General features: G+C 75.1%; 10 protein-coding genes. 7 read left to right on the plus strand and 3 right to left on the minus strand.

Annotated features, from left to right (window positions below; translation table 11 throughout):
* From ACEPPI_RS13790 to ACEPPI_RS13815, 6 genes are all read left to right on the plus strand, one after another.
* Window positions 1-1,007: glutamate ABC transporter substrate-binding protein (locus tag ACEPPI_RS13790; RefSeq protein ID WP_373915520.1), on the plus strand; the 1,007-nt coding region annotated here is incomplete at its 5' end.
* 56 nt (window positions 1,008-1,063) lie between these two features.
* Window positions 1,064-2,338, plus strand: coding sequence for a hypothetical protein (locus tag ACEPPI_RS13795; RefSeq protein ID WP_373915521.1), 1,275 nt, complete (start codon window positions 1,064-1,066; stop codon window positions 2,336-2,338).
* Window positions 2,339-2,343: 5 nt separating this feature from the next.
* Complete coding sequence (locus tag ACEPPI_RS13800; RefSeq protein ID WP_373915569.1) at window positions 2,344-5,109, plus strand: tetratricopeptide repeat protein; 2,766 nt, start codon at window positions 2,344-2,346, stop codon at window positions 5,107-5,109.
* Between the two features lie 3 nt (window positions 5,110-5,112).
* Window positions 5,113-6,687: a PP2C family serine/threonine-protein phosphatase gene (locus ACEPPI_RS13805; protein WP_373915522.1), complete on the plus strand. Its 1,575-nt coding sequence runs from the start codon at window positions 5,113-5,115 to the stop codon at window positions 6,685-6,687.
* Window positions 6,688-6,724: 37 nt separating this feature from the next.
* A complete protein-coding gene (locus ACEPPI_RS13810) occupies window positions 6,725-8,044 on the plus strand; it encodes a VWA domain-containing protein (RefSeq protein ID WP_373915523.1) in 1,320 nt (439 codons plus the stop codon).
* Window positions 8,045-8,088: 44 nt separating this feature from the next.
* Window positions 8,089-9,210 carry an FHA domain-containing protein gene (locus ACEPPI_RS13815; RefSeq protein ID WP_373915524.1) on the plus strand — a complete coding sequence of 374 codons (1,122 nt, stop codon included), beginning with the start codon at window positions 8,089-8,091 and terminating at the stop codon, window positions 9,208-9,210.
* Between the two features lie 3 nt (window positions 9,211-9,213).
* Here the strand turns inward: ACEPPI_RS13815 and ACEPPI_RS13820 are convergent, their stop codons facing one another.
* The gene (locus tag ACEPPI_RS13820; RefSeq protein ID WP_373915525.1) at window positions 9,214-10,269 is read right to left on the minus strand and encodes a methyltransferase domain-containing protein; all 1,056 of its coding nucleotides are present in this window, start codon (window positions 10,267-10,269) and stop codon (window positions 9,214-9,216) included.
* Between the two features lie 111 nt (window positions 10,270-10,380).
* On the opposite strand from ACEPPI_RS13820, the gene ACEPPI_RS13825 reads away from it, so the two are divergent.
* Window positions 10,381-10,785, plus strand: a complete 405-nt coding sequence (locus ACEPPI_RS13825) for a globin (RefSeq protein WP_266839076.1) — start codon at window positions 10,381-10,383, stop codon at window positions 10,783-10,785.
* Between the two features lie 37 nt (window positions 10,786-10,822).
* On the opposite strand, the gene ACEPPI_RS13830 is transcribed toward ACEPPI_RS13825, so the two are convergent.
* A complete protein-coding gene (locus ACEPPI_RS13830) occupies window positions 10,823-11,542 on the minus strand; it encodes a hypothetical protein (RefSeq protein WP_373915526.1) in 720 nt (239 codons plus the stop codon).
* Complete coding sequence (locus ACEPPI_RS13835; RefSeq protein ID WP_266839080.1) at window positions 11,539-11,994, minus strand: thioesterase family protein; 456 nt, start codon at window positions 11,992-11,994, stop codon at window positions 11,539-11,541. Before ACEPPI_RS13835 ends, ACEPPI_RS13830 begins: the two co-directional genes overlap by 4 nt.
* Window position 11,995: the final 1 nt, after the last annotated feature.

Raw genomic sequence — 11,995 nt, forward strand, 5'->3', positions numbered from 1 at the left:
CCGGGGCGCCCGGGGCGGTCCGGCCGCGGCGGGCCGCGCACCGGCTGCGCGGCTGGGGCGGGGTCACCGCGATGGCCGCCGCCTGCGCGGTGACGGCGGCGTCGGTGCTGCTGCCGCTGGCCAGGACCTCGCCGGGCACCGCGCACCGTACCGCGGTCCAGGAGCCGGCCACGATGGCGGCGGCCCCCTTCGTCCCGGCCGACACCTGCCAGGACCCGGAGGCCAGCCTGGCCCCGTCCGGTCTGGACGGTCCGACGATCGAGCGGATCCGCAAGGCGGGCAAGCTGGTGGCGGGTGTGGACCAGAACAGCTTCAAGTGGGGGTACCGCAATCCGGACGGCCACCTCGACGGCTTCGACATCGACCTGGTCAAGGCCATAGCCAAGGACATCCTGGGCCGGGAGGACGCGGTCATCTACCGGGCCATCCCCACCAGCCAGCGCATCCCGGCGCTCCAGGAGGGCCGTGTAGACATCGTCGTGCGGACCATGACGATCAACTGCAAGCGGCTGGAGGACGTGGCCTTCTCCACGGCCTACTTCGAGGCCGGGCAGCAGGTACTGGTCCCCAAGGGTTCGCACATCACCGGCTACGACGCCTCGCTGGCGGGCCGCCGGATCTGCACGGCCGCCGGCTCCACGGCGGAGACGGCGCTCAAGGCCAAGTCGTACGGCGCGCTGCCGGTGTCCGTGCCCAACCAGCTGGACTGCCTGGTGCGGCTGCAGCTGGGCGAGGTGGACGGCATCATCACGGACAACGCCCTGGCCGCCGGCCAGGCGGCGCAGGACCCGTCGGTGCAGCTGGTCGGCGCTCCCTTCACCCGCGAGTTCTACGGGGTGGCGATGAACAAGGACGCCTCCGACCTGGTGCGCCGGGTCAACAAGGTGCTGGAGAACTACCGTGCGGGCGGCGAGCAGAGCCCCTGGGTGACCTCCTACCGCAAGCACTTCGAGAACGTGCTGCCGAGCCCGGCCCAGCCGCCCGCGCCCAAGTACCGGAACGGCTGAGGCCGGTGTCGGAATCGAAGCCGTACGCGAGCCATCCGGGAACGGGGCGGGACGTGATGGACCGGGACGAAGTCGACCGCGCGCTGGCGCGGCTGGGCGCGGAGCACGAAGCGGTGGAGACCTCGCTGCTCGCCCTCCAGGACCACGCCGGCCGCCGGCTGCTGGAGGGCGCCGCGCTGAGCGGGGTCACCGAGGAGCGCTGGGCCGCCACCGACGCGGCGGTCACCCGGCTGTGGACGTACTTCGACGCCTACAGCGGGGCGCTCGCCGCGGCCCGGGAGATCCGGGAGCGGCGCCGCTGGCCCACCCGGGAGGACCTGGCCGAGCTGACCGAGCGGCTGCGCGGTCCCGGAGTGGTGATCGCCGGGGCCGGAGCCGGGGGCGCCGCGCTCGCGGAGCGGTTCTCGCTGGCCGAGCTGGTGGCCCGGATGAACGAGCTGTACGCCGGCTCGCTGGACGTGGTGGTCGCCGCCGACTCGGTGTGGTCGGCGCTGCCCGCGCGGATCGACCTGCTCGGCGCCGAACTGCACCGCACGCGCGCGCTCGCGCACTCGGTGGGGGTGCGGCCGGGCGAACACCCCTCGGGGGACGACCTGGAGGAGATCACCGCCGAGCTGGCGGAGCTGCGCGCCCGGGTGATCGCGGACCCGCTGGGGTTCTGGATCCCGGTGGCGGGGAGCTCCGCCCCCGGCGGCGGCCGGCCCGACACCGGCCGCTACGACCGGGCGGCCCGCGCGCTGGACGACGTACGCCGTGAGGTGGAGGCGGTGCTGACCGTGCGGCAGGACGCGGAGGCGCGGCTGATCGGTGTGCGGGACGTGCTCTCGCGGGCCGACCGGACCCTGGCGGAGGCGCGGACGGCGCGCGGCGAGGTGCTGGCGAAGATCGCAGCGTCCGAGGTCCCGGCGGTCAGCGGTCCGCCGACGGCCCTGCAGGAGCAGTTGGCGGCGGCGGCCGAGTACCGGCGGCGGTCCCAGTGGCACCGGCTGTCGCCGCTGCTGGACTCCCTGGAGGACCGGGCCGACGAGGAACTCCGACGGGCCCGCGAATCGTTGACCGCTGTGACGGCGCCGCTGGCGGTGCGGGCGGAACTGCGCGGCCGGCTGGACGCGTACAAGGCGAAGGTGGCCAGGCACGGCATGGCGGAGGACCCGCTGCTGATCGAGCGGTACGACACGGCACGGCGGATGCTGTGGAGCGCGCCGTGCGACCTGCGCGCCGCCGAGCAGGCCGTCCTGCGCTACCAGAGTGCGACGGCCGAGACACTGGTGCCGAGGCAGCCCCTGCCGCAGGACCACCGGCCCGCCGGGCCGGGGGAGGAGGACGCGTGAGCCTGATCGGAACACCGTGCGTGCGTCCCGGCTGCCCGGGGACGTACGAGGACATGGGCGGCGGGGAGCTCTACTGCGACACCTGCGGGCTCGCGCCGGTCGGCGCGGTCGCGGCGGGCGCGGAAGAGCTGGTGTCGCCGCCGACGGGGATGACGAGCGCCGCCCGGCACGGGGATTCCCGGGGGTCGGCGGGCTCGCGCGGTTCGGGCCGCTCCTCGGCCTCGGCGCGCTCCTCTCGGTCCTCGCGCTCCTCGTCCTCGCGCCGTTCGGTGTCGGGGCGGCTCTCGCGGTCCCTGCCGGGCGCCGCGTCCACCCGTTCGGTGTCGGTGCGCAGTTCGGGCTCCTCCGCCCCGTCCTCGGGGCGCAGCAGGCTGGGCGCCGGGCTGGTCACCATGCCGGAGGTGCCGCGTCCGGATCCTTCGGCGGCGGTGCTGGAGAACCCTGAGGTGCCGGAGCGCAAGCGGTTCTGCTCGCGTTCGGACTGCGGGGCGCCGGTGGGCCGTGCGCGCGGCGACCGGCCGGGCCGCACGGAGGGGTTCTGCACCAAGTGCGGGCACCCGTACTCCTTCGTGCCGAAGCTGCGCGCCGGTGACGTGGTGCACGGCCAGTACGAGGTGGCGGGCTGTCTGGCGCACGGCGGCCTGGGCTGGGTCTACCTGGCGGCGGACCGGGCGGTCTCGAACCGGTGGGTGGTCCTCAAGGGCCTGCTGGACACCGGCGACCAGGACGCGATGGAGGCGGCGATCTCCGAACGGCGCTTCCTGGCGGAGATCGAGCACTCCAACATCGTGCGGATCTACAACTTCGTGGAGCACCTGGACCAGCGGACGGGTTCGCTCGACGGGTACATCGTCATGGAGTACGTGGGCGGCAAGTCGCTGAAGGAGATCGCGAACGAGCGGCGCCGGCCCGACGGACGGCGGGACCCGCTGCCGGTGGAACAGGCGTGCGCGTACGGGATCGAGGCGCTGGAGGCCCTCGGCCACCTGCACAGCAGGAACCTGCTGTACTGCGACTTCAAGGTCGACAACGCCATCCAGCAGCAGGACCAGCTGAAGCTGATCGACATGGGCGCGGTCCGGCGGATGGACGACGACGAGTCCGCGATCTACGGCACGGTGGGCTACCAGGCGCCCGAGGTGGCGGAGCTGGGCCCCTCGGTGGCCTCGGACCTGTACACGGTGGCGCGCACCCTGGCGGTGCTGACCTTCGACTTCCAGGGCTACACGAACGTGTTCGTGGACTCGCTGCCGGACCCGGAGCACATCGAGGTCTTCGGCCGGTACGAGTCCTTCTACCGGCTGCTCGTGCGGGCGACCGACCCGGATCCCGGGCGGCGGTTCGCCTCCGCGCAGGAAATGGCGGACCAGCTGACGGGTGTGCTGCGGGAGGTGGTCGCGCTCCAGACGGGGCGGCCGCGGCCGCAGCCGTCGACCCTGTTCGGGCCGGAACTGCGGGTGCCCGACACCCGGTTGTACGCCGATGCTGACGGGGCGGAGGTGTCCCGGCTGGGCGTGCGGGAGATCCCGCGCCGCATCTGGGGGCGCCGGAGCCGGGCGGCGGCGGTTCCCGGGCCGGCTCCGCTTCCGGCTCCGGACGGATCCGTGGGGGCCGGGACGGCCGGCGCGGCCGGATCGGGTGCGCCGGGGCCGTCCGGGGCCGGGGGTTCCGCGCCCGCCCCGGTGGTGGCGTCGGGAGCCGGGAGCGTGCCCGCGCTCGGCACCACCGCCACGCACGTGGCGGGCGCCGCGGTGCCGACGCCCCGCCGCGGGAGCGCGGTGCCGGACCCGCTTCCGGTACCGGTTCCGCTTCCTTCGGGGGCCGGGCCCGGGCGGGCGGCGGCCGGGCCCGCCCCGCTCGACGCGCACGACACCGCACTTGCCCTGCCGGTGCCGCTGGTGGACCCGGCCGACCCGAACGCCGGTTTCCTGGCCGGCCTCCTCGCCTCCGCCCCGGCCGACCTGCTGGGCGCGCTCGGCTCGGCCCCGGCCGACTCCGCCGAACTGCGGCTGCGGGAGCTGCGCGCCCGGCTCGAACTGGGCGAACCGGCCGTCGCCGGAGAGGCCCTGGCCGAACTGGAGGAGCGGCACCCGGACGACTGGCGGGTGGTGTGGGCCCGCGGGATCGCCTCGCTGGCCACCGGCGACGACGAGATAGCGGCCCTGTCCTTCGACGCCATCTACGACGCCTTCCCCGGCGAGCCCGCCCCGAAGCTGGCCCTCGGCCTGTGCGCGGAGGTGCTGGGGCAACTGGACAACGCCGCCGAGTACTACCGGCTGGTCTGGATCACCGATCCGGGGTTCGTCAGCGCGGCCTTCGGACTGGCCCGGGTGCAACTGGCCGCCGGGGACCGGGAGGCGGCGGTGCTCACCCTGGAGTCCGTGCCGGAGGCCTCGATCCACTACACCGCCGCACGGGTGGCGGCCGTACGGGCACGCCTGCGCGACCGGTCCCCTCACGAGGCCCTGCTGGCCGATCTCTCGGCCGCGTCGGACCAGGTGGAGGCGCTGCGCCGGTTCGGGCTGGATCCGGAGCGGCACGAGCGGCTGGCGACGGAGGTTCTGGGCTCGGCCCTGGACTGGGTACTGTCGGGTAGCCGGGGTGCCGACCCCGGCCGGACCTCGTTGCTCGGCATTCAACTGGACGAGCGGGGGCTGCGCTTCGGCCTGGAGCGCTCTTACCGCATCCTCGCCCGGCTGGCGCAGCGGGGCGAGGAGAGGATCGAACTGGTGGAGCGGGCAAACCGTTTCCGACCCCGGACGTGGGTGTGATTGATGTCGATGCATCGGCTGTCGGGCTGCCCCGGCTGCGCGGAGCCCCTCGAAGAGGGTGACCGTTTCTGCGGCGTGTGCGGATACGCCCTCTCCTCGCCGCCTCCCGACCCGGATCCGACGCCGACCCTCCCGGTCACCCCGGTGGCCGGGCCCGGGGCCGGGCCCGGGGCCGGGGCCGCCGGGGAGTCCGCCCTCGCGGGCGGGTCCCGCTCACCCGCGCCGGCGGGTCCCCGGTACGCGGCCGCGGCGGACCCGGCCGGGGCCGCCCTGGTGTCGGTCCCGACGTCGGCGGGCGGGGTCCCGGCCGGGAACACCGCCGCGCACTCCGGCTTCTCCGGGGTGCCCGCGCCCGGATGGGGCGGCACCGACGAGCAGGCCCCGACCCTGGCCGGGGACGCCTGCGCACTGCCCGGCGGCGGCCCGTGGGGTTCCGCCGGCTCCGGGCACGAGACCCCGTACGGCGCGGAGCCCGTCCGCCACGACCTCCCCGGCGGGACCGGAACGCCCCCCGAGGGCACGCCCTGGGGCCCGTCCGCGCCCGAGGAGCCGTACGCCGGCGCCCCGCAGGGTCCGGCCGCGCCCGAGGACCCGTACGCGGCCGCCCCGCAGGCGGACGGCGGGAAGACCTGCGTCGCCTGCCGGGCCGGGCACGTCGACACCGACGGGTACTGCGAGCACTGCGGCCACGCGCAGCCCCGCGAGCGCGACCACCTGGAGGAGGAGCTCTGCAGCGTCGCCGCGGTCAGCGACCGCGGACTGCGCCACCACCGCAACGAGGACTCCTTCGCCGTCGCGGCCACCGCGCTGCCCGACGGCTCCGCCGCCACCGTGGCCATCGTCTGCGACGGGGTGTCCTCCGCGAGCCGCCCCGACGAGGCGTCGGCGGCGGCCGCCGGCGCCGCCAACGAGGCCCTGCTCGACGCGCTCCCCCGCGGCGCCCACCCGTCGGAGGCCATGCACGGCGCGATCCTGGCGGCAGCCGCCGCCGTGAACGCCCTCGCCCCGGAAGTCCCCGGCGCGCAGAACGCCCCGGCCTGCACCCTGGTCGGCGCCGTCGTCAGCGGCGGGGTCCTGACCATCGGCTGGGTCGGCGACAGCCGCGCCTACTGGGTCCCGGACGACCGGGCCGCCCTGCCACGCCGCCTCACCGAGGACGACTCCTGGGCCGCGCAGATGGTGGCGGCGGGTCTGATGGGCGAGGCCGAGGCGTACGCCGACGTCCGCGCGCACGCCATCACCGGCTGGCTCGGGGCCGACGCCTACGACCTCGACCCCCACACGGCCAGCTTCAGGCCGGACCACCCCGGCGTGGTCGTGGTCTGCACGGACGGCCTGTGGAACTACGCCGAGTCCGCGACGGACATGGCCCAGATCCTCCCCGCGGACGCCGCGGCCCGCCCCCTGCACAGCGCGCAGGTGCTGGTCGGTCACGCCCTCGACGGCGGCGGGCACGACAACATCACCGTCGCCGTGGTGCCCTTCGCCGCGGAACCGGAAGCAGCACAGGAAGCCGAAGCGGAAGCGCAACCGGAAGCACCGGCGCGGGCGGAGACGGAACCGCGCACCGAGGCCTGACCCGCCCTCTCCCAGCCAGCCCCGAGGAGTCCTGTCGATGGCGAACTTCGCCAAGCCGAGCGCCCCGCGCTTCAGCGTGGAGGTGTACCAGAACGAGTTCCTTCCCGTGGGCGGGCGGGACGTGCACGCCATCGTGACCGTCACCTCCACCGGCGGCGCCACCGCCACCCGCTCCCTCGGCCAGGACGCGGCCGTCGTGATCATGGTGGACTGCTCCGGCTCGATGGAGTACCCGCCGGACAAGATGCGCGGCGCCCGCGAGGCCACCGCCGCCGCGATCGACACCCTCCGCGACGGCACCGCCTTCGCCGTGATCGCCGGCACCCATGTGGCGAAGGAGGTCTACCCCGGCCAGGGCCGCCTCGCCACCGCCGGTCCGGACACCCGCGCGCGGGCCAAGGAGGCCCTGCGCGGCCTCGGCGCGGGCGGCGGCACCGCCATCGGCACCTGGCTCCGGCTGGCCGACGGCCTGCTGCGGCAGTCCACCGCCACCATCCGGCACGGCATCCTGCTCACCGACGGCCGCAACGAACACGAGGAACCGGCCGTGCTGCGCGCCACCCTCGACGCCTGTGCCGGCCGCTTCACCTGCGACGCCCGCGGGGTGGGCACCGACTGGGAGGTGAAGGAGGTGACCGGGGTCGCGCACGCGCTGCTCGGCTCCGCCGACATCGTCGCCGACCCGGCCCACCTCGCCGAGGACTTCACGCGCATGATGGAGAACGCCATGGGCAAGGAGGTCGCGGACGTCGCGCTGCGCCTGTGGACCCCGGTCGGCGTGGAGATCCAGTACGTCAAGCAGGTCTCGCCGTCCGTGCAGGACCTCACGGACCGCCGCACCGGGGCGGGTCCCCGCGCCGGGGACTACCCGACCGGTTCCTGGGGCGACGAGTCCCGCGAGTACCACGTGTGCGTCCGGGTGCCGGGCGCCTCCGTCGGCCAGGAGATGCTGGCCGCCCGCGCCTCGCTGGTGCTTCCCGGCCCGTCGGGAGAGCCTCAGCCCCCGCTCGCCCAGGGTCTGGTGCGGGCCGTGTGGACCGACGATCTGGCCGCCTCGACCGCCATCAGCCCGCAAGTGGCGCACTACACAGGGCAGGCGGAGCTCGCGCAGGCTATCCAACAGGGGCTGGAAGCCCGCAAAATGGGTGATGTCAACGGCGCCACGGCCAAACTGGGTCGTGCCGTGCAGCTGGCCAGCGTCTCCGGGAACGCGGACACTGCCAGACTGCTGGCGAAGGTGGTGGACGTCGTGGATGCCGTGGCGGGTACTGTGCGGCTGAAGGCGAAGGTCGCCGATGCCGACGAGATGACCCTTGAAACGCGTTCGACGCAGACCGTCCGAGTGAAGAAGACCTGAGAAGACCTGACGCCTTGACGCAGGGAGAAGGGGGAAGCGCCGCGATGCCGACCTGCCCGAACGGGCACCAGTCCGCCTCCGACGACTGGTGCGAGGTCTGCGGCCACCGCATGGCTGCCCCTACGGGCACCCCCGCGGCGCCCTCCTACGGCTACGGCTACCCTCCCACCTCGGGTGAGCCGACCGCCCAGGCCGAGTTGTGCCCGCAGTGCCGGACCCCGCGCGAGGCCATGGCGCCGTTCTGCGAGGAGTGCCGGTACAACTTCCTGACGCGCAGCGCGACCTCGTATGCCTCGGCCCCGGACGCCGGTCCGGGCGGCGGTCCGGGCCATGCGGCGGGCCAGGGCCAGGGCCAGAGCTCGGGTCAGGGCCAGGCGACCGGTGCGGGAACGGGCGCGGGCACCCCGCCGCCCCCGGCGCCGCCCCAGCCGGTTTACTCCCAGGACCACTTCGACTACCAGGGCTCCCGGCCCTCGCGGGTCAACCGCCCCGCCGAGCCGCTCCAGGGCGAGGACGACTGGCTGCTGCCGCCCCCCGCCTCCGCGCGGCAGCCGCAGGCGCAGCCGGTGCCACCCCAGCCGGCACAGCCGCAGCCCGTGCACCAGGAGTACCGGGAGTACCAGCAGCCGCACTACCAGCAGCAGCCCCCGCCGCCGGAGTACCCGCAGCAGCCGGTCCAGCAGCCCGCCCCGCCGCAGCACGAGTACCAGCCGGAGAAACCCCAGCAGGCGCAGCAGCCTTTCCCGCCCCAGAACGGCACCGGCTCCTGGACGGCGACGATCGGCCCCGACCGCTCGTACTTCATGGCGATGATGCAGCGCAGCGGCCCCGAGGCGGCCGGGCTCAACCTGCCCGCGTACTCCCCGGAGCAGCACCTCCCGCTCTCCGGCGGCCAGATCACCATCGGCCGTCGACGCGCCTCGACGGGCGAGTCCCCGGACGTCGACCTGTCGGTGCCCCCGGAGGACCCGGGCGTCTCCCACCAGCACGCGGTACTGGTGCAGCAGCCCGACGGCGGCTGGGCCGTGGTCGACCAGAACTCCACCAACGGGACCACCATCAACGGCGGTGAGGAAGCGATCCAGCCGTACGTCCCGGTCCCGCTCGCCGACGGCGACCGGGTCCACGTCGGCGCCTGGACCACCATCACCGTCCGCCGCGGCTAGCCGCTATCCGACGGCCTCCCCCAGGGGCCACACGTAGGGCCCCTGGGGATCGTCGAGCCAGGACCACTGGCCCTCGGCGGTGACGGTGACGCCGAACCGCTCGCGCGGCGGCCGGCCCTCGCGGCGCCACAGGTCCAGCGCCTCGCGCGGGTGCAGCACGCCCGCGGTCAGGATCAGCAGGAACTGGAAGCGCTCGTTCTCCACCATCTCGTACGGCACCCCGTGCAGCGGCCCCGTCGCCCCCGCGGGCAGCGGTGAGGCCGTGGCCCCGCGCAGCGGGACGAAGTAGGCGGAGGTATGCAGGAAGCGGCCCTCGGCGAAGTCCGCGTCCCGGACCGTGAGGGCGATCAGCCCGGTCGACAGGGGCGCCAGGATCCGCGCCCCCGGCCGGCACTGGCCCAGCCAGGCGTGCGGGATCAGCGGCAGGGTGCAGGTCACCAGGACCCGGTCGAAGGGGGCTCGGGCGGGGCAGCCGCGCGCCCCGTCCCCGGTGACCACCGTCGGCCGGTAGCCGAGCAGGGCCAGATGGGCCCGCGCCGCCTCGGTGATCTCCTCTTCGAGGTCCACCGTGGTGACGTGCTCCTCGCCGAGCCGGTGGCACAGCAGCGCGGCGTTGTAGCCGGTCCCCGCGCCGATCTCCAGCACGTCGTCCCCGTCGCGCACCTCCAGGCTCTCCAGCATCTTCGCCATCAGGGAGGGCTGGCTGCTGGAGGAGACCAGCTCGCCGTCGCGCAGCCGCGTCGCCAGGGGGGCGTCCGTGTAGACCCCGCGCAGCCAGCGGGCCCGCCGTACCGGATCGGGGTCCTCGCCCCACAGCCGTTCGTGCCCGGCGCCTCGGCCGGTCCAGAAGTACGGCACGAAGAGGTGCCGGGGCACGGCCGCGAAAGCCGCCCGCCAGGCCGGGTCCTCCAGCGCGCCCGCCGCGGTGAGCTCCCGTACCTGGGCGGCGTGCGCGGTCGCCCGCAGGTCCCGTACCGCCGGGCCGCCCGGCGGGGTGCGGGGTGTGCGGGGATCGCCTGGAGTGCGTGACGCGTGAGCGCCCGTGCCGCCCGTGCCCATGTCTCCACTGTGCTGCGGGCGGCCTCCGGGTGCGACCCCTCGCCCCCGCGGACGGGCATCCGGGGTCCTGGGGCCGGGGTCCTCCGTCCGGGCGTCTGAGACGATGGTCGGGTGAATGACGATCCGCAGAGCACGGTCCAGGAGACGACCTTCTACGAGCAGGTGGGCGGCGAGGAGACCTTCCGCCGTCTGGTCCACCGCTTCTACCAAGGGGTCGCGGGGGACCCGCTGCTGCGTCCGATGTACCCGGAGGAGGACCTCGGGCCCGCCGAGGAGCGGTTCGCGCTCTTCCTGATGCAGTACTGGGGCGGTCCGACGACGTACAGCGACCACCGCGGCCACCCGCGCCTGCGCATGCGGCACGCCCCGTTCCAGGTGGACGCGGCCGCGCACGACGCGTGGCTGGGGCACATGCGGGTCGCGGTGGACGAGCTGGGCCTGGCGCCGGCGCACGAGGCGCAGCTGTGGCGGTACCTGACCTACGCGGCCGCCTCGATGATCAACACCGCGGGCTAGGCGGTCCGTCCGGGCCGGCCGGGACCGGGTCGTGCGTTCAGACCGGGCGCACCTGGAGGGCGCCCAGCCCGCCGGTCCGGCCGGGACGCCGGGTGGCGACGGAGCCGTAGGGCGTGGCCAGCCGCAGCCAGCTGCCGGAGGCGAACAGCGCCACCGGTGTGGGGGCGCCGGCGGGGGTGGCGGCCGGGGGGACGGTGGCCCGTACCGGCCGCAGGAAACCCAGGGACTGGGCGGCGTGCACGGCGCGCAGCGGGAGGTCGGTGTCACCCAGCGTGCGCGACCAGATCTCGTGGCCGATGCGGTCCCGCTCGGACCGGGTCCGGTGCTGCGGGGGCAGGGCCTCGTCGCGGGCCCGGAACTCGGCGACGGCGGCGGCCACGGCCGCCCGTACGGCCTCCGGCGCCGGCAGTCCGGGCACGGGCTGCCAGCCGCCGCGCGGCGGGAGCACCCCGGCCCAGGGCGGGCCGGTGACGGGTCCGGGGACGAGCAGCCCGGCGCCGGTCTCGTCGACCGCCTCCAGCAGCTCGCCGACGGACACGGTCACGTCCAGCGGGGTGGCGAAGGGTGCGGCGAGCCGCGCCGTGCGGACGGCCAGCACGTCGAAGGACGGCGGCCGCCCGAAGACGGCGAGCGCGCCGCCGCCCGCCCGCGCCTGGAGGCGCACGGCGGCGGCGCGGTCGTAGTGCACCAGCCGGCCCAGGAAGGCGGCGAGGTCCGCCGCCTCCCCGGAGTCGGCGAAGTGCAGCTGCTCGTTCATGCCGCGAGGCGCCCTTCGGCCGCCGCGGGCGCGTCGAGGTACTGCTCCAGGAAGTGCCGTTCCTCGGCCGTGATGCGGCGGGGCCGCCCCTCGGCGAGGTTGTAGGGCACGACCACGGTCTCGGCCCGGACGTACACCGTCTCGGGAGCGTCGGCCGTCGCCTCGTCCTTCACCTCGTAACGGATGGTCAGGGACGCGGCGCCTATCCGGGTCACCCAGGACTCGATGAGCACCGGCTCGTGCCGGTGCACGAGGGGCAGCTTGTAGTCGATCTCGTGACGGGCCACGACGGAACCGCCTGTGAACGAGTCGCTGCCCTCCCCCGGCGCCAGGCGGAACATGAAGTCGATGCGCGCCTCCTCCAGGTAACGGAGGAAGACCACGTTGTTGACGTGCCCGAAGGCATCCATGTCCGCCCAGCGGAGGGGGCACCGGTAGTGGTGTCTGGCCATG

This window comes from Streptomyces sp. AB3(2024) (genome assembly GCF_041862025.1).
Lineage (GTDB): Bacteria > Actinomycetota > Actinomycetes > Streptomycetales > Streptomycetaceae > Streptomyces.